The 25,496-nt window shown below is 74.7% G+C and carries 1 protein-coding gene; it reads right to left on the reverse strand.

The window, feature by feature from the left end; genetic code table 11:
- Window positions 1–4 precede the first annotated feature (4 nt).
- A complete protein-coding gene (locus OG494_RS13775; RefSeq protein WP_328455604.1) occupies window positions 5–25,474 on the reverse strand; it encodes a type I polyketide synthase in 25,470 nt (8,489 codons plus the stop codon).
- Window positions 25,475–25,496: the final 22 nt, after the last annotated feature.

Consider the following 25,496-nt stretch of genomic DNA (forward strand, 5'->3'; position numbering starts at 1 on the left):
GGCCTCAGCCTTCCTGGTCGAAGGGGGACCCGGGTGCGTCACCGAGCCGGCCCAGTTCGTTGTCGATGAAGGCGAACACCTCGTCGGTGCTGGCCGCGTCGATCCGGTCGGTGACGTCTTCGGGCGCGGCCGCGCCGCCGATCTTCGCCAGGATCCGGCGCAGCCGGGCCGCGACCTCGGCCTGGGCGACGTCGTCGGCCGAGCTGGCCTCCATCAGCTCGTCGAGCCGGTCGAGCTCCGCCGGCAACGACGTCGCCGCGGCGGGAGCGGGCGCGAGCTCGGTCCGCAGGTACCGGGCGAGCCCGGCCGGGGTCGGGTAGTCGAAAACGAGCGTCGCGGACAGCGTCAGGCCGGTGGCCGCGGCCAGGCGGTTGCGGAACTCGACGGCGGTCAGCGAGTCGAAGCCGAGTTCGCGGAACTCGAGGCCGCCGTCGATCCGGTCGGCCGGGTGGCCGAGCACGGCCGACACCTGGGCGCGTACGAGCGTCAGCAGCGTCCGGTCCTGCTCGTTCTCCCGCATCCCGGCGAGCTTCAGGCGCAGGTCGCCGGCCGCGGCCCGGTCGGCCTCGGCGGCGGCGCTGCGCCGGCCCGGACGGCCGATCGGCCGCAGCAGCCAGGGCAGCTCACCGCGCGTACGCAGCACCGGCAGGTCGACGAGCACCGGCACGAGCGCCGACTCGGTCGACGCCACGGCGCGGTCGAACAGCTCCGCACCCTGCTCACGCCCGAGCGGCGGCATCCCGCCGCGGACCATGCGTTCGCGCTCGGCGTCGGTCAGGTCGCCCGTCATCCCGGTGTCCCAGGCGCCCCAGGCCAGCGACAGGCCGGGCAGGCCCCGGTCGCGGCGCAGGTCGGCGAGGGCGTCGAGGAACGCGTTGGCCGCCGCGTAGTTCGCCTGACCCGGCGTGCCGATGGTGCCGGCGACCGAGGAGAACAGGACGAACCCTTCCAGCGGCAGGTCGGCGGTCAGCTCGTGCAGGTGCCAGGCGGCGTCGAGCTTCGGCGCGAACACCGTGTCCAGGCGCTCGGCCGTCAGCGAGCCGACGACGCCGTCGTCGACCACCCCGGCGGTGTGCACGACAGCGGTGAGCGGATGCTCGGCCGGGATGCCCGCCAGCAACGCGGCCAGGGCGTCGCGGTTAGCGACGTCGCAGGCCTCGACGCGGACGTCGGCCCCGGCGGTCTCGAGTTCGGCGACCAGCTCGGCGACGCCGTCGGCGGCCGGGCCGCGGCGGCTGGCCAGCAGCAGGTGCCGGGCGCCGCGGCTGACGAGGTGCCGGGCGAAGACCCGGCCCAGGCCACCGGTACCGCCGGTGATGAGCACGGTGCCGTCGGGGTCCCAGGTCGTCTCGGTGGTCTCCAGGGTCGCGCGGGCCAGGCGGGCCACGTTGAGGACGCCGTCGCGCAGGACGAGCTGAGGTTCGCCGGTAGCGACCGCGGCACGCAGCGCGTCCGCGTCGGGCTCGTCGACGTCCAGGAGCACGAACCGGCCGGGGTCCTCCGACTGGGCCGAGCGCACCAGGCCCCAGACGGCGGCGGCCGCGACGTCGGTGCGGCCCGGACCGGCGGCACCGCGCGTCACGAACACGACCTTGGTGGCCGAGTCCGTCTGGAGCTGGTCGAGCACCGACGCGGTGAGCGCGTGCGCAGAGGCTCCGGCGTCCGCTTCACCGGCCACCGGGACGGCGACCACTCCGGCACCGGACGCCACGGCGGCGGCCAGGTCCGGGTGGGAGTCGCAGCCCAGGGTCTCGGCCAGGCCGAAGCCGTCGCCGACCACGGCCCAAGTGCCGTCGTCCGGCTCGGGAACCGGGACGGGCAGCCAGTTCAGGCGGAACAGCGGGTCGGCCGCGTCCGGCGCGGTGGCCGCGCGGAGGGTGACGCCGGTGGCGGACAGGACGGGCTTGCCCGCCTCGTCGGCGATGGTCAGGGACACGGAGTCGCCGCCGGCGGGCGAGATCCGGACGCGGGCGCGGCTCGCGCCGGCCGCGTGCAATGACACGCCGGTCCAGGCGAACGGCAGCCCGGCCGGAGCGCCTTCGCCGAAGCCGATGGCTTGCAGGGCGGAGTCGAGCAACGCCGGGTGCAGCCCGAACCGCGCGGCCTCCTGGCCCTCGGGCAGCGCCAGCTCGGCGAAGACGTCGGCGCCGTCCTGCCAGACGCGGCTGAGGCCCTGGAACGCCGGCCCGTAACCGAATCCGGCCTCGGCGGACGTTTCGTAGAAGCCCGTCAAGTCCACTTCGGACGCTTCGGCGGGCGGCCAGGTCTCGGGGATCGGCTCGGCGGCCACCGCCTGCGGCGCCAGCGTGCCGGTCGCGTGGCGGACCCACTCGTCGCTGTCGTCGGCGCGGGAGGAGATCGTCAGCTCGCGACGGCCGCCTTCGTCCGGCTCCCCCGCGGACAGCTGCAGGACGACGGCGCCGTCCGGCTCGAGGACCAGGGGCACGGACAGGGTCAGGTCGGCCACCGACGCGCAGCCGACCTCGTCGGCTGCACGCACGGCCAGTTCGAGGAAAGCCGCGCCCGGGAACAGGATCCGGCCGCCGATGACGTGGTCGCGCAGCCACGGCTGGGTGGCTGCGGACAGCCGGCCGGAGAACAGGACGCCGAGCGAGTCGGCCAGCGTCACGGTCGCGCCGAGCAGCGGGTGGCCCGTCGGTGCGAGGCCGAGGCCGGTGGCGTCGCCCCCGGCGGCCGGCAGCGGCCAGAACCACTCGTGCTGGAACGCGTACGTCGGCAGGGCGACGCGGTGCGCGCCGGCGAAGTAGTCGTCCCAGCCGACGGCGACGCCGGCGACGTGCAGCCGCGCGATCGCCTCGGTGACCGCGACGGCTTCGTCACGGTCCTTGCGCAGCAACGGGATCACGCTCGCGGACGGCTCGTCGACGGACGCGGACAGGGTCGCGTCCGGGCCCACCTCGGCGAAGACGGTGACCCCGGCTTCGGTGAGCCGCTCGACCGCGTCGCCGAAGCGGACGGTGTCGCGGATCTGGCTGACCCAGTACTCCGGCGACGTGACGTCCCCGGCCGAGACGACCGGCACGCGCGGCTTCGCGAACTCCAGGTTCGCCACGACCTCGCCGAACTCGGCGAGCATCGGCTCCATCAGGACGGAGTGGAAGGCGTGCGACACCCGCAGGCGGCGCTGCTTGGCGAACTTCGACGCCACCGCGACGACGGCGTCCTCGTGCCCGGACAAGACCACCGAGCCCGGGCCGTTGACGGCCGCGACGTCGACGCCCTCGCCGAGCAGCGGCAGGACGTCCGACTCGGACGCGCGCACCGCGACCATGACACCGCCGGTCGGCAACGCGCCCATGAGCCGGGCGCGGGCGGACACCAGGGCGCACGCGTCGGGCAGGGAGAGCACGCCGGCCACGTGGGCGGCGGCGATCTCGCCGACGGAGTGCCCGGTCACGAAGTCCGGGTGCACGCCCCAGGACTCCAGGAGGCGGAACAAGGCGACCTCGAAGGCGAACAGCGCGGGCTGCGCGAACTCCGTGCGGTCGATCAGGTCCGCGTCGCCCAGTGCGTCGCGGACAGCCGGGTCGAGCTGGGCGAGGATCTCGTCGAACGCGCCCGCGAACACCGGGTACACCTCGTGCAGGCGGCGGCCCATGCCGATCCGCTGCGAGCCCTGCCCGGCAAAGAGGAACGCGACCGGCGGGGCGACCCGCGCCTCACCACGCACCACTCCGGCGGGGGTCTCACCGGTGGCCAGGTCACGCAGGCCGCTGACCAGGCCGTCGAGGTCGTCGGCGACGACGGCCGCGCGCTGGGCCAGCGCCGCGCGCGTCACCGCGGCGGAGTAGGCGAGGTCGGCCGGGGCGAGGGTCTCGTCGGCCTCGATCCGGTCGGCCAGGCGTGCGGCCTGGGACCGGAGGGCCTCCGGAGTCCGCCCGGAGACGACGACGGGCACCGGGCGGGACACCGGGCTCACGGCACGCGGCGCGGGCCGGTCGGCCGGGGCGGGCTGCTCCAGGATGACGTGCGCGTTGGTGCCGCTGATGCCGAACGACGACACCGCGGACCGGCGGACGCGGTCCACCTCGGGCCAGGAAGTGTTCTCCGGCACCAGCGAGACCGCGCCTTCGGTCCAGTCCACGTGGGTCGACGGCTCGGCCGAGAACCGGGACTGCGGGACGACGCCGTGGCGCATGGCCTGCACCATCTTGATCACGCCCGCGACACCGGCGGCGGCCTGGGTGTGGCCGATGTTCGACTTCACCGAGCCCAGCAGCAGCGGCGTCTCCCGGTCACGGCCGTAGGTGGCCAGCAGGCTCTGGGCCTCGATCGGGTCGCCCAGAGGCGTCCCGGTGCCGTGGCCTTCGACGACGTCCACATCGGACACCGACAGCCCGGAGACCGACAGCGCCTGGCGGATGACTCGCTGCTGTGACGGGCCGTTCGGGGCGGTCAGGCCGTTGGACGCGCCGTCCTGGTTGACGGCGGAGCCGCGCAGCACGGCGAGGACTTCGTGGCCGTTGCGACGCGCGTCGGACAGGCGTTCCAGCATGACCAGGCCGACCCCTTCGGCCCAGCCGACGCCGTCGGCGGAGTCGGAGAACGACTTGCACCGGCCGTCACCGGCCAGGCCGCCCTGCGCCGAGAAGTCCACGAACGCGCCCGGCGTCGCCATCACGGTCACGCCGCCGGCGAGCGCCAGCTCGCAGTCACCGGCCCGCAGCGCCTGCGCGGCCCAGTGCATCGCGACCAGCGACGACGAGCACGCCGTGTCGATCGTGACCGCCGGGCCTTCCAGGCCCAGCGCGTAGGAGACGCGGCCGGACATCACGCTGCCCGCGGTGCCGATCCCGAGGAAGCCGAGGGCCTCTTCCGGGAACTGCACACCCTGGCCGTAGTCGTGGTACATCACCCCGGCGAAGACGCCGGTGCGGCTGCCCCGCAGCGAAACGGGGTCGACGCCGGCGCGTTCGATCACTTCCCAGGACGTCTCCAGGAGGAGGCGTTGCTGCGGGTCCATCGCCAGCGCTTCGCGCGGCGAGATCCCGAAGAGCCCAGGATCGAAGCTTCCCGCACCACCGAGAAAACCGCCTTCACGAACATAAGAACGTCCCCGATCCGCCCCGAAGAGGCCACTGAGGTCCCAGCCGCGGTCGGCTGGGAAGGGTCCGACGCCGTCGCCGCCGGTCAGGACCATGTCCCACAGGTCCTCCGGCGACGTCACGCCGCCGGGGTAACGGCAGGCCATCGACACGATCGCGATCGGCTCGTCGGCCACTGGCGTGGTCGTGGTCCGCGCGCGCAGCACCGGCGCGGCGTCCGCGCCGGACAGCTCGTCGCGGAGGTACCCGGCCAGCACGACCGGCGTCGGGTGGTCGAAGACCAGCGTCGCGGGCAGCCGCAGGCCGGTCGCGGAGGCGAGGTGGTTGCGGAACTCGACCGCGGTCAGCGAGTCGAAGCCGAGGCCGCGGAACTCGCGGGCGACGTCGACGGTGGCGGCGTCGAACCCGAGCACCGCGGCGACCTGCGCGCGGATGACGTCGAGCAGCACCTTCTGCTGCTCCCCCTCGCGCAGGCCGGACAGCCGGTCGCGCAGCGCGTTCGCGGTCGGCGTCGACCGGCCCGCACCGCGGCGGCCCGGGCGGCCGACCGGGCGCACCAGCCACGGCGGCTCGGCCTGCGAGCGGATCAGCGGCAGGTCCATCAGCACCGGCACCAGGGCCGGTTCGCCGGATTCCAGGGCGCGGTCGAACAGCTCGCAGCCCTGCTCGACCGGCAGCGGCGGCATGCCCGCGCGGGTCATCCGCTCGCGGTCGGCGTCGGTCAGGGTGCCGGTCATGCCGGTCTCCCACGCGCCCCACGCGAGTGAAGTCGCGGCCAGGCCGCGGTCGTGCCGGTGGGCGGCGAGCGCGTCGAGGAAGGTGTTGGCGGCGGCGTAGTTCGCCTGGCCCGGCGAGCCGATCGTGCCGGCCACCGAGGAGAACAGCACAAACGCGGCGACGTCGCCGGCCAGCTCGTGCAGGTGCCACGCGGCGTCGGCCTTCGGGCGCAGCACGGTGTCGAGGCGGTCGGCGTCGAGGGAGCCGATGACGCCGTCGTCGAGGACACCGGCGGCGTGCACGACGGCCGTGAGCGGCCGGTCGGCCGGGATGCCGGCGAGCAGCGCGGCGACGGCGTCGCGGTCGGCGAGGTCGCAGGCCTCGACGCTGACCTCGGTGCCGTGCGCGGCGAGTTCGGCGACCAGCTCGACGAGCCCGTCGGCGGCACCGCCGCGACGGCTGGCCAGCAGGACGTGCCGGGCGCCGTACTCGGCGGCGATGTGCCGGGCGAACACCCGGCCCAGGCCACCGGTACCGCCGGTGATGAGCACGGTGCCGTCGGGGTTCCAGGCGGCACTTTCACGTGAAAGTGCCGCATTCGGACGGCCGAGGCGGGCGACGCGGGCGGTGCCGTCGCGCAGCAGCAGCTGGGGTTCGCCGGTGGCCACCGCGGCGGGCAGGCCGGGCAGGGACACGTCGTCGACGTCGGCGAGCACGAACCGGCCCGGGTCCTCCGACTGGGCCGAGCGCACGAGGCCCCAGGCGGCGGCCGCGGCGAGGTCCGTCGGGGCGGTGCCGACGGCGCCGTGGGTCACGAAGACGACCCGGCCGAGGCCGCGTTCACTCGCGGCCTGCACCACGGCCAGGACGTCGGCGGTGACGCGGCGGAGAGCGTCGGGAACGTCTCCGGTGCCGTGGACCGGGACGACGAGGACGTCCGGGTCCGCGGCCAGGGCGGCGTCGAGGTCCGGGTACTCCGGGCCGAGGTCGCCGAGGCGGGTGTCGCGGCCGAGCACGGCCCACAGGCCGTCCGCTTCGCCGGCGGGCACCGGCAGCGGCACCCAGTCCAGGCGGAACAGCGGCTCGGGACCGGAGGCGGCCTGGGTCGTCGCACGCAGCGTCAGGGCGTCGACCGAGAGCACGGGCGCGCCGGACTCGTCGGTCAGGGTGAGCGCGACGGCGTCGTCGGCGGCCCGGGTGATCCGAGCGCGGACCTTCTCCGCACCGGTCGCGTGGAGCACGGCGCCGGCCCAGGAGAACGGCAGGCCGCCAGGGACGGAGTCCACAAAGGACACCGCTTGCAGGACCGAGTCGAGCAGGGCCGGGTGCAGGCCGAACGCGTCGGCGTCCTCGCCGGGCAGCTCCGCCTCGACGAAGACTTCGCCGTCGCGCAGCCAGACGCGCTGCAGGCCCTGGAACTCCGGGCCGTACGCGAACCCGGCACCGGCGAAGTTGTCGTAGAACGCGGTGAGGTCGACCGGCTCGGCGCCGGACGGCGGCCACTCGATGTCCGGTGCGGCGGTCGGCAGCGTGCCGGGGGCGACGATGCCGGTGCCGTGGCGGACCCATTCGGCGTCCGGGCCCTCGGCTCGCGACGAGACGCCGACCTCGCGACGGCCCGAAGCGTCAGGGGCGCCGACGACGAGCTGCACCAGGCTGGCGGTGTCATCGAGCACGAGCGGCGCGGCGACGGTGAAGTCCTCGACCTGGCCGCAGCCGACCTGGTCCCCGGCCCGCACGACCAGCTCCAGGAAACCGGCGCCCGGGAACAGGACCTGACCGCCGATGACGTGGTCACCCAGCCAGGGCGTCGTCTTCAGTGACAGCCGGCCGGAGAACACCAGGTCACCGGACCCCGCGACCTCGGTGATCGCGCCGAGCAGCGGGTGCCCGGCCGCGGTCAGGCCGAGGCCGCCGAGCTGGCCCGCGCCGGCCACGAGCCGCGGCCAGAAACGCTGCCGCTGGAACGGGTAAGTGGGCAGTGCGACGCGCCGGGCGCCGGTGCCCTCGAACAGCGCGGCCCAGTCGACGGAAACGCCGGCGGTGTGCAGCGCGGCCAGCGCGGTGACGGCGGCCGTCTCCTCGTCGCGGCCGGCGCGCAGCACTGGTGCGAGGACCTGGTCGTCGCCGTCGACGAGGGCGGTGAGCACGGCGTCCGGGCCGAGTTCGACGAACGCGCTGACGCCCGCGTAGGTGAGCCGGGTGACGGCGTCGGCGAAGCGGACGGTGCCGCGGACCTGGCCGACCCAGTACTCCGGCGACGTGACATCGCCGTCGCACACCACCGGGACGTCCGGCTCGGCGAAGGTCAGCGTCTCGGCGACCGCGCGGAACTCGGCGAGCATCGGGTCCATCGCCGCGGAGTGGAAGGCGTGGGACACGGTGAGCCGCTTGGTCTTTTCGAACCGCGCGGCGACGGCCAGCACGGCATCCTCGACACCCGAGAGCACGACGGCCTCGGGTCCGTTGACGGCGGCGAGCGAGACGTCGTCGTTGAGGAACGGCCGGATGTCGTCTTCGGTGGCCCGGATCGCCACCATCGCGCCACCCGAAGGCAGGGCCTGCATCAGGCGGGCACGGGCGGCGACGAGCGTGCAGGCGTCGGCGAGGGACAGCACGCCCGCGCAGTGGGCGGCCGCGATCTCGCCGACCGAGTGCCCGGCGAGGAACGCGGGCCGCACGCCCCACGAGCGCACGAGCCGGAACAGGGCCACTTCCAGCGCGAACAGCGCGGGCTGCGCCCAGCCGGTCTCGTCGAGCGCGGCCGCGTCTTCGCCGAAGACGACGTCGCGCAGCGGGCGCGGCAGCTCCGTGTCGAGGTGGGCGCAGACGGCATCGAAGGCGTCCGCGAACACCGGGAAACGCTCGTAGAGCCCGCGGCCCATGCCGAGCCGCTGCGAACCCTGGCCGGTGAAGAGGAACGCGGCCGTGCGCTCGCGGGCGACGCCACGGGCGACCTGGTCGCCGGGGGCGAGCAGCACCGCGCGGTGCTCGAACGCCGCCCGCGTCGTGACCAGGGAGAATCCAGTGTCGATCGGGTCGAGGTCGCGGGGCAGGGCCGCGAGCTGCGCGTCCAGGGCGGCTTCGGACCGGCCGGACAGCACCCACGGCACGACACCCGGGGTGACGTCGCGGCGCGGTTCGACCGGCACGGAGACGGGCGCCTGCTCGATGATCACGTGGGCGTTCGTGCCGCTGAGGCCAAAAGAGGACACAGCCGCGCGGCGCGGGTGGCCGTTCTCGCGCCACTCGGTCGCCTCGGTGACCAGCCGGATGTCGCCGCCCGTCCAGTCCACATGGGACGACGGCTCGGTGACGTGCAGCGTCGCGGGCACGAGTTCCCGTTGCAGGGCAAGGACCATCTTGATGATCCCGGCGACACCGGCCGCGGCCTGGGTGTGCCCGAGGTTGGACTTGACCGAGCCGAGCAGCAGCGGCCGCTCGCGGTCCCGGCCGTACGCGGCGAGCAGCGCCTGGGCCTCGATCGGGTCGCCCAGGGTGGTGCCGGTGCCGTGGCCTTCGACGACGTCCACTTCGGACGGCTGCAGCCCGGCCGACGCGAGCGCCTGCCGGATCACGCGCTGCTGCGAGGGCCCGTTCGGGGCGGTGAGGCCGTTGGACGCGCCGTCGGAGTTGATGGCCGAGCCGGCGACGATCGCCAGGACGTCGTGACCGTGGCGACGCGCGTCGGACAGCCGCTCGACGACGAGGACGCCGACGCCTTCGGACCAGCCGGTGCCGTCGGCGGAGTCGGAGTAGGCCTTGCAGAGGCCGTCCGGCGCGAGGCCGTTCTGGCGGCTGAAACCGACGAAGCTGACCGGCGTGGACATCACCGTGACGCCCCCGGCGAGGGCGAGTTCGCACTCGCCGGCACGCAGGGCCTGGGCGGCGAGGTGCAGCGCGACCAGCGACGACGAGCACGCCGTGTCGATCGTCATGGCCGGGCCTTCGAGGCCGAGCGCGTAGGACAGCCGGCCGGAGACGACGCTCGCCGCGACGCCGGTGCCCGCGTGGGCCTCGACGTCGGTGGCGGAGTTGACGATCACCCCGGCGTAGTCCTGGCCGTTGGTGCCGACGAACACGCCGGTGCGGCTGCCGCGCAGGCCGCTCGGGTCGATGCCGGTCCGCTCGACGGCCTCCCACGACGTCTCCAGCAGCAGCCGCTGCTGCGGGTCCATGGCGAGGGCTTCACGCGGGGAGATGCCGAAGAACTCCGGGTCGAACTCGGCCGCGTCGGGCAGGAAGCCGCCGCGGTCGACGTAGCTGCTCCCCCGGCCCTGGCCGCCGAGGGCGGTCATGTCCCAGCCGCGGTCGGCGGGGAAGCCCGTGATCGCGTCGCGCCCGTCGGCGAGGAGGTCCCACAGGTGTTCCGGGGTCCGGACGTCGCCGGGGAAGCGGCAGCTCATGCCGACGATGACGATCGGGTCGTCGGTGACCAGGCCGGGCGTCAGGGCGACGGGCAGGTCGGTGCCGTCCCCGATCAGCTCGCCGAGCAGGAATTCGGCCAGGGCGGCCGGGTTCGGGTGGTCGAAGACGAGGGTGGCGGGCAGGCTCAGGGCGGTCGCGGTTTCCACGCGGTTGCGCAGTTCGATGGCGGTCAGCGAGTCGAAGCCGAGGTCGGAGAACGCCCGCGTGGCGCCGATTTCGCCGGTGCCGGTGTGACCGAGGACGGCCGCGACGTGGTCACGCACGAGGTCCAGCAGCACGGTGACGCGCTCGGCCGCGGGCGAGGTGAGCAGGCGTGTGGCCAACGCGCTGGTGCCGGGCGCCGGGGCCGAGTCCAGTTCGGCGACCACGCGGCGGACCGCGGGGAGGTCGGCCAGGAGCGGGCTGCGGCGGATGCTGAGCAGGGAGCGCAGGACGTCGGCGTTCTGGATGTCCGCGACGACGAGCTGCGCGGCGGGCCCGCCGGCGTCGGCCAGGACCGTGGCGGCCAGGTCCGGGTCGAGGCCGCCGCCGAGGCCGGCGGCCATGCCGTCGCCCGCCCAGGCGCCCCAGGCGATCGACGTCGCGGCCTGGCCGCGGGCCCGCCGGGTTTCGGCGAGCGCGTCGAGGACGGCGTTGGCGGCGGCGTAGTTGGCCTGGCCGGGGTTGCCGACGGCGCCGGCGACCGAGGAGAACAGGATGAACGCGTCGAGGTCGCCGGCCAGCTCGTCGAGCAGGACCGCGGACTCGACCTTGGCGCGGAACACCGCGGCGAAGCGGTCGGGCGTCAGGCTGCCGAGCACGCAGTCGTCGAGCACCCCGGCCGCGTGGATCACGGCGCTGGGGCGGTGCTCGGCGAGCAGCGCGGTGAGCTGGGCGCGGTCGGCGACGTCGCAGCGGGCGATGACGATCCGCTCGTCGTCGCCGGGTTCGCCACCGGAGCGGCTGGCCAGCACGACCCGCTGGGCCCCCTGGGCCAGGAGCCACTTCGTGACGTGGCGGCCGAGCGCGCCGGTACCGCCGGTGACGAGGACGGTGCCGCGGGGCTGCCACGGCGAAGGCGCGGCAGCGGCCGGAACGAGCCGCCGCCCGTAGACGCCGGAAGCGCGGACGGCGATCTGGTCGTCGTCGCCTTCCAGGGCCCCGGCGAAGCGGGTGAGCAGCCGTGCGTCGAGGTCGGCGGGCAGGTCGGCGAGACCGCCCCAGCGGCGCGGGTATTCGAGGGCCGCGACGCGGCCGAGGCCCCAGGTCGCGGCCTGGGCCGGAGCGGTGAGGCGGTCGGCCGGGCCGGTGGTGACGGCGCCGCGCGTGACGCACCAGAGGGTGGCGTCCGCGCCGAGGTCGTCGAGGGCCTGGACGAGGGCGGTGTTGCCGGTGAGGCCCGTGGCTTCGTCGAGCGCGAGCAGCGAGACGACGAGGCCCGCGACCCGGTCGCGCAGCAGGTCGGCGAGGGTGTCGCGATCGGCGTCGGCGGGGACCTCGAGGGTCGTGCCGAGGGCGTCGGCGACCTGCCGGGCCCACGGGTCGCCGGCGTGGGACGCGGGGACGAGCACCAGCCGCTCCCCCGCGGTCGCCGGCGTGACGTCCAGGGGACGCCACTCGACGCGGTAACGCCAGCCGTCCACAAGGGACTGTCGCTGCCGCCGGGCCCGCAGCGCGGACAGGGCGGGCAGGACGGTTTCCAGGGCGGGGGCGTCGACCTGGAGGTCGGCGGCCAGGTCGGCGAGGTCGCCGCCTTCGACGACCGCCCAGAAGGCGTCGTCACCGGTCGAGGTGCGGACGGCCGCTTCCGGCCAGTAACGACGGTGCTGGAAGGCGTAGGTGGGCAGGTCGACGGTCCGCGCGCCGGTGCCGGCGAACCAGGCGGTCCAGTCGATCCGCACACCCGCGACGTGCAGCGCGGCAACCGCGGTGGCGACCGCGTCGCGCTCGTCCCGGCCGCGGCGCAGGACGGGGACGGCGGTCGCGCCGGGCACGTCGACCAGCCCGGTGAGGACGGCGTCCGGCCCGACCTCGACGAACGTCGTGACCCCGGCGTCGGCCAGCCGGCCGACGGTGTCGCCGAACCGCACGGTGGCCCGCACGTGCTCGACCCAGTACTCCGGCGACGTGACGTCTCCGGACGCGACCACCGGCAGCTGCGGCTGCGAGAACTTCAAGGCCGAGACGACCTGGCGGAACTCCGCCAGCATCGGGTCCATCAGGTGCGAGTGGAACGCGTGGCTCACCTTGAGCCGCTTGGTCTTCTCGAACCGCGCCGCGACCTCGAGCACGGCGGCTTCGACGCCGGACAGCACGACCGAGCGCGGGCCGTTGACCGCGGCGATGTCGACGCCGTCGATCAGCACGGCGCGAACGTCCTCTTCGGACGCTTCGACCGAGACCATGGCGCCGCCGGCCGGCAGCGCCTGCATGAGCCGGCCCCGCGCCGAGACCAGCGCACACGCGTCGGCCAGCGACAGCACACCCGCGATGTGGGCAGCGGCGATCTCGCCGATCGAGTGGCCCGCCACGTAGTCGGGCCGGATGCCCCACGAGTCCAGGAGCTTCGTCACCGCGATCTCGATCGCGAACAGCGCGGGCTGCGCCCAGCCGGTCTCCGCGATCAAGCCCGCGTCGGTACCCCAGACGACGTTGCGCAGCTCCGGGTCGAAGTACGCCAGCACCTCGTCGAGGGCCTCGGCGAACACCGGGTACGTCTCGGCCAGCTCGCGGCCCATGCCGAGCCGCTGCGCGCCCTGGCCGGTGCACAGGAACGCCTGGACGGGCTGGTGCGCGGTCTCACCGGTGACGGCCCCCGCGGCGAGCTCACCGTCGGCGAGGGCCCGCAGCGCACGGACGGCCGTGTCGGTTTCGTCGGCGACGATCGCCGCGCGGTGCGCGAAGCTCGTCCGGGTGGTGGCCGCCGCGAAGGCGACGTCGAGCAGGTTCGAATCGCCGGCCAGGACACTCAGAAGCCGTCCCGCTTGGGCGCGGAGCGCGTCCTCGGTCCGGCCGGAGACGAGCAGCGGCACCGTCGTCGCGGCCGGGGTCTCGCGCGGCAGCTCCGGAGCGTCCTCGGGGGCCTCGATGATGATGTGGGCGTTGGTGCCGCTGATGCCGAACGACGAGATCCCGGCGCGGCGAGCGCGGCCGGCGGCCGGCCATGCGGTGGCCTCGGCCACGACCTCGACGGCGCCGGCCTCCCAGTCCACATGGGACGACGGCTCGCCCACGTGCAGCGACTTCGGCACGATCCCGTGCCGCATCGCCTCGACCATCTTGATGATCCCGGCCACGCCGGCGGCGGCCTGGGTGTGGCCGAAGTTCGACTTGATCGAGCCCAGCAGCAGCGGCGTTTCCCGGTCCTGCCCGTAGGTCGCCAGGAGGGCCTGGGCCTCGATCGGGTCGCCCAGCACCGTGCCCGTGCCGTGCGCTTCGACGACGTCGACGTCCGAAGTGGACAGTCCCGCGTTGGCCAGCGCCTGGCGGATGACCCGCTGCTGCGACGGGCCGTTCGGCGCGGTCAGGCCGTTGGACGCACCGTCCTGGTTGACCGCGGAACCACGCACGACGGCGAGGATCCGGTGGCCGTTGCGGAGGGCGTCGGACTGGCGCTCGACCACGAGCAGGCCGACACCTTCGGACCAGCCGGTGCCGTCGGCGTCGTCGGAGAACGCCTTGCAGCGGCCGTCCGGGGCGAGGCCGTTCTGGCCGCTGAAGCCCACGAACCCGCCGGGCGTCGCCATCACGGTCACGCCGCCGGCCAGCGCCAGCTCACACTCCCCGGCGCGCAGCGACTGCGCGGCCAGGTGCAGCGCGACCAGCGACGACGAACACGCCGTGTCCACCGTCATCGCCGGGCCTTCGAGGCCCAGGACGTACGACAGGCGGCCCGACGCGACGCTCCCGGCGATGCCGGTGCCGGTCTGCCCGCGCAGGTCGGCGTCGGTGCTCAGCAGCAGGTCGGAGTACGACTGCCCGTTCGTTCCCACGAAGACGCCGGTCCGGGAGCCGCGCAGCGTGGACGCGTCCAGTCCCGCGCGCTCGAACGCCTCCCAGGAAACCTCCAGGAGCAGGCGTTGCTGCGGGTCCATCGCGACCGCTTCGCGCGGCGAGATGCCGAAGAAGCCCGCGTCGAACTCGGTCGCGTCGTAGAGGAACCCGCCCGCCTGCGTGTCGCTGCCGGCGAGCGAGACGACGTCCCAGCCGCGGTCGGCCGGGAAGCCCGAGACGGCGTCACCGCCGGAGGCCACCAGGTCCCACAGCTCGTCGGGGCCGGTCACGCCGCCCGGGAAGCGGCACGCCATCCCGACCAGCACGATCGGGTCGCCTTCCACGGCCGCGGTCGTCACGACGGCGTCGGCGCCGCGGGCGCCGAACAGCTCGCCCAGCACGAAGCCCGCCACCGCGACCGGCGTCGGGTAGTCGAAGACCAGCGTGGACGGCAGCCGCAGCCCCGTCACCCCGGCCAGCCGGTTGCGGAACTCCACCGCCGTCAGGGAATCGAAGCCCAGCTCCCGGAATTCGCCGGTGGTGTCGACGTTCTCCGGTGCGTGCCCGAGCACGGTCGCGACCTCGGCGACCACCCGGCCGGTGAGCACGCGCAGCTGCTCGGGCTCGCGCATCCCGGCGAGCTGCTCGCGCAGCGACCCGCGGACGTGCGCGGCGTCGCCACCGGCGCGACGCCGGCCGGGCTGGGTGACCGGGCGCAGCAGCCACGGCAGCTCACCCTGGGCGCGCATGGCCGTCATGTCCACGCGCATCGGGACGACGACGGCGCTCGGCGAGCGGGTCGCCCGGTCGAACAGCCGCATGCCGTGCTCGACGGTCAGCGGCGGCACGCCACCGCGCGCCATCCGCTCGCGGTCGGCGTCGCTGAGGGTGCCGACCATGCCGGTTTCCCAGCCGCCCCAGGCCAACGAGGTTGCGACGCGGCCTTCGGCGTGGCGGTGGGCGGCGAAGGCGTCGAGGAACGCGTTGGCGGCGGCGTAGTTGCCCTGCCCGGCCGAGCCGACGGTGCCGGCGACCGAGGAGAACACCACGAACGCGGCCAATTCCAGGTCGCGGGTCAGCTCGTCGAGGTGGACGACGGCGTCGGCCTTGGGCCGCAGCACGCGGTCGAGCCGGTCGGCATCGAGGGACGCGACGACGCCGTCGTCGAGGACGCCGGCGGTGTGCACGACGGCCTTGAGCGGGTGCTCAGCGGGGATCCGGCCGAGGACGGCGGCAAGCTGGTCGCGGTCGGCGGCGTCGCAGGCCTCGACCGTGACGTCGACGCCCGAAGTGGTCAGCTCGTCCCGGAGTTCCGCGGCACCAGGCGCGTCGAGGCCGCGGCGGCTGGTGAGCACGAGGTGGCGGATGTCGTAACCGGCGACGAGGTGGCGGGCGAGCTCGCGGCCCAGGCCACCGGTGCCGCCGGTGATGAGCAGCGTGCCTTCGGGGTCCCAGCGCGGCGGCAGCGTCAGCACGATCTTGCCGATGTGCCGGGCACGGCTCATGAACCGGAACGCCGGGCCGCTCTGGCGCAGGTCCCAGCTGCGGATCGGCAGCGGCGTGAGCACGCCGTCGCCGAACAGCCGCAGCAGCTCGACGAGCAGCTCCTGCGTCCGGTCGGGACCGGCCTCGCCGAGGTCGAACGCGCGGTAGCGGATCCGGCTCAGCGCGGCGGCGTCGCGGACGTCGGTCTTGCCCATCTCGAAGAACCGGCCGCCGTCGGCGAGCAGGTTCAGCGACGCGTCGGCGAAGTCGCCGGCCAGGGCGTTCAGGACGACGTCGACGCCGGTCCCGCCGGTGACCCGGCGGAAGGCGGCCTCGAAGTCCAGGGTCCGGGAGGAGGCGATGTGGTCGTCGGCGACCCCCAGCTCGCGCAGGACGTGCTGCTTGCCGGAACTGGCCGTCGCGAAGACCTCGGCGCCGAGGTGGTGGGCGAGCTGGATCGCGGCCATGCCGACGCCGCCGGCGCCCGCGTGGATCAGGATCTTCTCGCCCGGCCGCAGGTCGGCCAGGTCCACGAGCGCGTAGTAGGCGGTGAGGAAGACCAGCGGCACGGACGCGGCGGTCCGCGAGGACCACTCGGCCGGCACCGGGGCCACGTACCGGGCGTCGAGGGTGGTGTACGGGCCGAACGGGCCCGGCATCATGCCGAAGACGCGCTCGCCGACGCGGGCCGGGTCGACGCCCGGGCCGGTGGCCTCGATGACACCCGCGCCCTCGGCGCCGAGCTTGCCGGCCTCGCCGGGGTACATGCCCAGGACGTTCAGCACGTCGCGGAAGTTGAGGCCGGCGGCCTCGACGCGGACGCGGATCTCCCCGGGTGCCAGGTCTTCGAGGACCTCCGGGCACGCTTCGGCGGTCAAGCCGTCGATCCCCGCGGCACCGGCGGTGAGCCGCCACGCCGGTACCGCGGGAGGCAGGATGTCGCCGTTGCCGGCGAGGCGCCCGAGCCGGGCGACGCGGATGCTTTCGCCGCGGACGGCGAACTGCGGTTCACCGGAGACGACGAACCCGGTGCCCGGCAGCGCCGCGCCGGGTTCCAGGTCGACCAGCACGAACCGGTCGGGCTGCTCGGACTGCGCCGAGCGGATCAGGCCCCAGGTCGCGGCGGCGGCGAGGTCGGCGATGCGCTCGCCCGGGTCGACGGCCACGGCGCCGCGTGTCACGAAGACGATGCGGCCGGCTCGCTCGTCGGTGAAGGCGTTCTGCAAGACCGAAAGGACCCGCGCGGTGACCTCGCGGACGGCGGTGAGAACGTCGCCGTCGCCCGCGACGGGCACGAGCAGGACGTCCGGTTCGAGGGACAGGGCCTGCTCGAGGTCGGCGCAGCGCCGGGCGACGGGCGCCAGCAGCGGGTCGTCGCCCAGCAGCGCCCACGTGCCGGCCGGGGCGTCCTTGGCCAGCGCGGCCGGGATCCAGGTGGTCTGGAACAGCGACTCGTCGTCGGCGCTGCGGGGCGTGGCTTCGCGCAGCTGCAGGGATTCGGCCGACAGCACGGGCGCGCCGGTCTCGTCGGCGACGGCGATGGCCACCGACTCCTGGTCGACGGGGGTGATCCGGGCACGGATCCGGGTGGCGCCGGTCGCGTGCAGGGAGACGCCGGACCAGGCGAAGGGCAGGCCGGGGGCGATCGAGTCGAGCCGGTGGATGGCGTGCAGCACCGAGTCGAGGAGCGCGGGGTGCAGGCCGAACGCGTCGCTGTCCTCGGGCAGCGCGGCTTCGACGAGCAGGGCTTCGCCGTCGTTCCAGGCCTTCACCAGGCCGCGGAACGCCGGACCGTACTCCAGACCGTTGTCGGCTAGTTCGTTATACAGCGTGGTGACGTCCACCTCGGCCGCGCCGGCCGGTGGCCAGTCGCCGACCGTGGCGGCCGGGCGTTCGCCGACCGCGACGACGCCGGCGGCGTGCTGCGTCCACTCCGCGTGCGGGTCGGTGCCGCGGGAGGAGATGGTCAGCTCGCGCAGGCCGGCGTCGTCGGGACCGCCGACGGTGACCTGCAGCAGGGTCGGTTCGTGCTCGCGCAGCCACAGGGGCGCGGCGACGGTGAGGCTTTCGACGGCCGAGCAGCCGACCTGGTCGGCGGCGCGGACGGCGAGGTCGAGGAACCCGGTGCCGGGGAACAGCACGTGCCCGCCGACGACGTGGTCGGCCAGCCACGGCTGCCCGGCCAGGGACAGCAGGCCGGAGAAGACGACGCCGCCGGAGTCGGCGAGGTCGACGGCGAAGTCGAGCAGCGGGTGCCCGGCCGGGGTGAGGCCGAGGCGTTCGACGGCGCCGCGGCCCGGCGTCACGCTGGGCCAGTAGTGCTGGCGCTGGAAGGCGTAGGTGGGCAGGCCGACGGTCCGGGCGCCGGTGCCGGCGAACCACGGCGTCCAGTCGACGTCGACGCCGGCGACGTGCAGCCGGGCCAGCGCGCCGAGCAGGGCTTCGGGCTCCGGGCGGTCCTTGCGCAGCAACGGCGTGACGACCGCTTCGGGTGCGTCGACCATCGCGGAGAGGACGCCGTCCGGGCCGACCTCGAGGAACGCGGTGACGCCGGCCTCGGTGAGCCGGCCCAGCGCGTCGGCGAACCGGACGGTGTCGCGGACGTGACGGACCCAGTACTCCGGCGAGGTGACGTCGCCGGTGGTGACGAACGGGATGCGCGGCTGCGCGAAGGTCAGCGTCGAGACGACCTCGCGGAACTCGTCGAGCATCGGATCCATCAGCCCGGAGTGGAAGGCGTGGCTGACCTTGAGCCGCTGGGACTTCGCGAACCGGGCGGCGACGGCCAGGACGTCGGCCTCGACGCCGGACAGCACGACCGAGCGCGGGCCGTTGACGGCCGCGAGGGAGACGCCGTCGGTGAGCAGCGGGCGAACGTCGGATTCGGACGCTTCGACCGCGACCATCGCGCCACCGCGCGGCAGGGCCTGCATGAGGCGGCCGCGCGCGGTCACCAGGGTGGCGGCGTCGGCCAGCGACAGCACACCCGCGATGTGGGCGGCGGCGATCTCGCCGATCGAGTGGCCGGCGAGGTGCGCGGGCCGGACGCCGTGGGCCTCGGCCAGGCGGGCCAGTGCGACCTCGACGGCGAACAGCGCGGGCTGGGCCCAGCCGGTTTCGGCCAGGAGGCTCGGGTCGTCGCCCCACAGGACGTCGCGGACGCCGGGGTCGAGGTGGCCGAGGACCTCGTCGAGGGCCGCGGCGAACGGCGCCGACGTGGCGTGCAGCTCCCGGCCCATGCCGAGCCGCTGGGAGCCCTGGCCGGTGAACAGCAGCGCGACCGACGGGGTCGTGGTGGCCGCGCCGGTGGCGGCTTCGCGGACGCCGTCGACGGTGGCGAGGAGGACGGTGCGGTGCGGGAAGCTCGTACGCGTGGTGACGAGCGAGTGGCCGACGTCGAGGCGGTCGAGGCCGGTCTCGGTGATCCGCGCGACCTGCGCGGCCACGGCGGCCTCGGTCTTCCCAGAGATCACCCACGGCACGACCGGCAGCTCACGGCGTTCGGCGTCCGGCTCGGCGACGGGCTCGGGCGCTTCGATGATGACGTGCGCGTTGGTACCGCTGATGCCGAAGGACGAGATCCCGGCGCGGCGAGCGCGGTCGGCGGCGGGCCAGCTGACGGCCTCGGTGACGACCTCGACGGCGCCCGCGTCCCAGTCCACATGGGACGACGGCTCGCCGACGTGCAGCGACGGCGGCACGGTCCCGTGCCGCATCGCCTCGATCATCTTGATGATCCCGGCCACACCGGCGGCGGCCTGGGTGTGCCCGAAGTTGGACTTGATGGAACCCAGCAGCAGCGGGGTTTCCCGGTCCTGACCGTAGGTCGCCAGCAGGGCCTGGGCCTCGATCGGGTCGCCCAGCACCGTGCCGGTGCCGTGCGCCTCGACGACGTCGACGTCCGAAGTGGACAGTCCCGCGTTGGCCAGCGCCTGACGGATCACGCGCTGCTGCGAAGGGCCGTTCGGGGCGGTGAGGCCGTTGGACGCGCCGTCCTGGTTGACGGCCGAGCCGCGGAGCACGGCGTGGATCCGGTGGCCGTTGCGGAGCGCGTCGGACTGGCGTTCCAGCACCAGGACGCCGACGCCTTCGGACCAGCCGGTGCCGTCGGCGTCGTCGGAGAACGCCTTGCAGTGACCGTCCGGGGCGAGGCCGTTCTGGCCGCTGAAGCCGACGAACCCGCCGGGCGTCGCCATCACGGTGACGCCGCCGGCCAGCGCGAGGGAGCACTCCCCCGAGCGCAGCGACTGGGCCGCCAGGTGCATCGCGACCAGCGACGACGAACACGCCGTGTCGACGGTCATCGCCGGGCCCTCCAGGCCCAGCACGTACGAGAGGCGGCCGGACACGACGCTGCCGGCGATACCGGTGCCGGTCTGGCCGCGCATGTCGACGTCGGCGGTGAGGAACAGGTCGGAGTAGGACTGGCCGTTGGTGCCGACGAACACGCCGGTCCGGGAGCCGCGCAGGCCGGTGGCGTCGAGGCCGGCGCGTTCGAACGCCTCCCAGGACACTTCCAGCAGCAGGCGCTGCTGGGGGTCCATCGACATCGCCTCGCGCGGCGAGATGCCGAAGAAGCCCGCGTCGAACTCGGCCGCGTCGTAGAGGAAACCCCCGGCGCGGGTGTCGGAGCCGGCCAGCGCGGCGACGTCCCAGCCGCGGTCGACCGGGAAGCCCGAGACGGCGTCGCCGCCCGAGGCGACCAGGTCCCACAGGTCCTCGGGACCGGCGATGCCGCCGGGGAAGCGGCACGCGACGCCGACCACGACGACCGGGTCGTCCGCGAGCGCGCCCGTGTTCGCCACGACGTCGTCGACGCCGCGGGCGCCGAACAGCTCGCCCAGCACGAACTGCGCGACCGCCGTCGGGGTCGGGTGGTCGAAGACGAGCGTCGCCGGCAGGCGCAGGCCCGTGACGGTGGCCAGCTTGTTGCGGAACTCGACCGCGGTCAGCGAGTCGAAACCCAGTTCGGAGAACGACTTCCCGGCGCCGACAGCGGTGGCGTCGGCGTGGCCGAGCACGGCCGCGGCGCGACTGCGGACGAGGTCGACGACGGCGGTGAGCCGGTCGGCCTCGGACAGCTCGCGCAGGCCGCGGGCGAGGTCGCCGGCGGCCGCGGAGGTGGCGACCGCGGCCGAGCGGCGGGTGCCGCCGACCAGGCCGCGCAGCAGCGGCGGGAGCTCGTCGAGCAAGCGCAGCGCGGCGAGGTCGACGGCGACCGGGACGACCAGCGCGTGCGGCAGGGTCAGCGCGGTGTCGAAGAGCGCGAGGCCGTGGTCGAGTTCGAGGGCCGGCATGCCGGTGCGGGCCATCCGCGCGCGGTCGGCCTCCGACAGGGAGCCGGCCATGCCGCCTTCGACCGCCCACGAGCCCCACGCCAGGGAGAGGCCAGGCCGGCCGGTGGCACGGCGGTGGGCCGCGAGGGCGTCGAGGAAGCTGTTGGCGGCGGCGTAGTTGCCCTGCCCGGCGCCGCCCATGATCCCGGCGACGGAGGAGAACAGCACGAACGCGGCGACGTCGCCGGCCAGCTCGTGCAGGTGCCACGCGGACGCGGCCTTGGCGGTCAGGACACGAGTCAGCCGCTCGGGGGTGAGTGCGGTGACGACGCCGTCGTCGAGGACGCCGGCCGCGTGCACGACGGCGGTCAGCGGGTGCTCGGCCGGGATCGCGGCGAGAGCCGTTTCGAGCGCCGCACGGTCGGCGACGTCGCAGGCGGCGACGGTCGCGTCGACCCCGAGGGCGGCCAGGTCGTCGCGGAGGTCCTGCGCGCCCGGGGCGTCCGGGCCGCGACGGCTGAGCAGGAGCAGGTGCCGGACGCCGTGCTCGCGCACGAGGTGCCGGGCGAGTTCCGCGCCGAGACCGCCGGTGCCGCCGGTGATCAGGACGGTGCCGTCCGGGTTCCACGCGCGTGCCTCGGCGCCGGTCATCCGGGCCCGGGCGAGTCGCGCCGCGCGGACATCGTCGCCGCGCAGCGCGAGCTGCGGTTCGTCGAGCGCGAGGGCCCGCGCCACCGCGTCGGCCGACGTCTCGGCGTCGACGTCCACCAGCACGAACCGGCCCGGGTTCTCGGCCTGGGCGGTGCGGATCAGGCCCCAGACGGCCGCGGCGGCGAGGTCGTGGATCGGCTCGCCGTCCTCGACCGCCACGGCGCCTTCGGTCACGAACGCCAGCCGGGCGTGCGCGAAGCGTTCGTCGGCCAGCCACTCCTGGGCCAGCACCAAGGCCCGCGTCGCCAAGCCGTCCAGGGGGTCCGACGCCGTGAGCCGGGCCGTGACGACGGCCGGGACGTCCGCCAGGTCGGCGAGCGGGCCGGTCAGCTCGGTGACGACGAGCGCGTCCGGCGGCAGCACCACCGGCGCCCAGCGCGGCTCGAACAGCGAATCCGCACCGGTGAACGTCACGGTACCGACGGCTTCCGCGTGGACCGACCCGACCGACGCGACGGGCTGCCCGGCCGCGTCGGCCAGGGCCAGTGAAACGCCGTCCTCGCCGTGGCGGATCCGGACGCGCACCCGGGCCGCGCCCGCGGCGTGCAGCGTCACCCGGGTCCACCGCGTCGGGTAGCCGCTTAGGCCGGCGGCGTGCAGCGCGCTCTCCAGCAGCCGCGGGTGCAGGCCGAACGCCGTGGTGTCGTCTTCGCCGAAGAGCACCTCGGCGAACACGTCGTCGCCACGGCGCCACAGGCCGCGCAGCTCCGGAAGGTCCGACGTCAGTTCTTCGGCGTCGGCCGGCGGCCACTCGGCCGTCGCGAAGTCTTCGTGGTGCCCGCCGGTGGCGAGCACACCTTCGGCGCGGCGGACCCAGCTGCCGACGACCGACCCGGCGGGCCGGGTGTGGATGTCGAGGCGGCGGCGGCCGGTCGCGTCCGGCTCCCCCACCGACAGCTGCAGGTCGACGGCGTCGTCGGCGGCCAGCTCCAGCGGCGCGCCGAGGGTGAGTTCCTCCACCAGGTCGCAGCCCAGGTCGAGCCCGGCCCGCAGGGCCAGTTCGAGGAACCCGCTGCCGGGGAACCGCGTGCCGGTCAGCCACGGGTGGGTGCGCGCGGACAGCCGGCCGGTCAGCAGCAGGCCGTCGGACTCGGCGAGGGTGAGCGACGCGCCGAGCAGCGGGTGCTGAACCGGCGTGAGGCCGAGCCCGGCCGCGTCGGCGACGGCGTCCACAGTGGACGGCCAGTAGCGCTCGCTCTGGAACGGGTAGGTGGGCAGGGCCACGCGTCGCGCGCCGGTGCCGGCGAAGAACGCCGTCCAGTCGATCCGGACGCCGGCCGTGTGCAGGGCGGCCAGCGCGGCCGTCAGCGTCTCGGGCTCGTCGGCGTCCTTGCGCAGCAACGGGATGGCGGTCGCGTCGTCGGCGTTCAGGCCGACCAGCGGGGTGAGCACGGCGGCCGGGCCCAGCTCGGCGAACACCGTCGCGCCCCGCTCGGCGAGGCGGCGCACGGCGTCGCCGAAGCGGACCGGTTCGCGGACGTGACGCACCCAGTACTCGGCCGAGGTGACGTCGCCACCTGCGACGAACGGGAGCACCGGCTCGGCGAAGGTCAGACCGGTGACGATCTGCCGGAAGTCGCCCAGCATCGGGTCCATCAGCCGCGAGTGGAAGGCGTGGGACACGGCCAGCCGGCGCGGCCGGTCGAACCGCTCGGCCACCGCGAGCACGGCGTCTTCGGTGCCGGACAGCACGACGGACGTCGGTCCGTTGACCGTGGCGACGCACACGTCGTCGCCCAGGTACGGCCGGACGTCGGCTTCGGACGCCCGCACCGCGACCATCGCGCCGCCCGCGGGCAGCGCCTGCATCAGCCGGGCGCGCGCGCTGACCAGCACGCAGGCGTCGTTCAGGGACAGCACGCCGGAGACGTGCGCCGCGGCGATCTCGCCGACGGAGTGCCCGGCGACGAAGTCGGGCCGCACGCCCCAGGACTCGAGGAGCCGGAACAGCGCGACCTCCACGGCGAACAGCGCGGGCTGCGCGTGCCCGGTGTCGTCGAGGGCACCGGCGTCGGCACCGGACAGGACTTCGCGGACGCGCGGGTCGAGCAGGTCGAGCGTCGCGGACAGGGCGTCGGCGAAGACCGGGAACCGGGCGGCGAGGGTGCGGCTCATGCCGAGCCACTGCGCGCCCTGCCCGGAGAAGACGTACGCGAGGGCCGGCGGCTGGTCGGCCGAGCCTGTGACGACTCCGGCCGCTTCACCGTCGTCCAGCCAGGACGCCAGGGCGGCCCGCGGGTCGCCGCCGACGACCGAAAGCCGCTCTTCGAACGACGAGCGGGTGGTCGCCAGCGACCACGCCACGTCCAGGGGGTCGCGGTCCTCGGTGGCCGAGAGCACCTGGGTCACCTGGGCCCGCAGCGCGGCCGGAGTGCGCCCGGACAGCAACCAGGGCACGGGAATCGAGGCCCGCGGAGTCTCCTCGGCGACGGTCGGTGGCGGGGCCTGCTCGATCAGCGCGTGGGCGTTCGTCCCGCTGACGCCGAACGACGACACACCGGCGCGACGCGGGCGGCCGGTCTCCGGCCACGGCGTCTGCTCGGCCGCCAGGACAACGCTGCCGGACTTCCAGTCCACGTGCGAAGACGGCTCAGCGGCGTGCAAGGTCTGCGGCACCACACCGTGCCGGATCGCCTCGACGGTCTTGATGATCCCGGCGACCCCGGCCGCGGCCTGGGTGTGGCCGATGTTGGACTTGACCGACCCCAGGAGCAGTGGCGTTTCGCGGTCCTGGCCGTAGGTGGCCAGCAGGGCCTGGGCTTCGATCGGGTCGCCGAGTTTCGTGCCGGTGCCGTGGGCCTCGACGACGTCGACGTCCGAAGTGGACAGTCCGGCGCACGCGAGGGCCTGACGGATGACACGCTGCTGCGACGGGCCGTTCGGCGCGGTGAAGCCGTTCGACGCGCCGTCGGAGTTCACGGCGGTGCCGCGGACGACGGCGAGGACCTCGTGCCCGAGGCGCTGGGCGTCGGACAACCGCTCCAGCACCAGCACGCCGACACCTTCGGACCAGCCGGTGCCGTCCGCGTCGTCGGAGAACGCCTTGCAGCGGCCGTCGCCGGCGAGGCCGCCCTGACGGCTGAACTCCATCAGGGAGCCGGGTGTCGACATCACGTTGACGCCGGCGGCGAGCGCCAGCGAGCACTCCCCCGCCCGCAGCGCCTGCGCGGCCAGGTGCACCGCGACCAGCGACGACGAGCAGGCCGTGTCGATGGTGACGACCGGGCCTTCCAGACCCAGCGAATACGCGAGCCGGCCGGAGATCGCGCTCGCCGCGATCCCGGTGCCCACCGAACCGTCCGCGTCGGCGAGCGAGCGGACCATCAGGTAGGCGTAGTCCTGGCCGTTCGTCCCGGCGAACACGCCGGTCTTGCTGCCCCGCAACCGTTTCGGGTCGATCCCGGCCCGTTCGATCGCCTCCCAGGACACCTCCAGCAGCAGGCGCTGCTGCGGGTCCAGGGACACCGCCTCGCGCGGCGAAATCCCGAAGAACCCGGCGTCGAAGTCGGCGACGCCGTCGAGGAAACCACCGGCCTGGCTGACGCTCATCCCGCGCTCGTCGACGCCGGCGCCGGTGACCGCTTCGAGGTCCCAGTCGCGGTCGGCGGGGAACGGCCCGATGGCGTCCCCGCCGTTCGCCACCAGGTCCCAGAGGGCCTCCGGGGAGCGGACGCCGCCGGGGAACCGGCAGCTCATGGCCACGATCGCGATCGGCTCCGTCGACGCGGCCAGCAACTCCTGGTTCTGCCGCTTGAGCCGTTCGGACTCCTTCATGGCGGCACGGAGTGCTTCGACGACCCGGTCGTTCGGCGTGGACATGTGTCAGCTCCGTAGGTTCATC

It is taken from the genome of Amycolatopsis sp. NBC_00438 (genome assembly GCF_036026695.1).
Taxonomy (GTDB): domain Bacteria; phylum Actinomycetota; class Actinomycetes; order Mycobacteriales; family Pseudonocardiaceae; genus Amycolatopsis.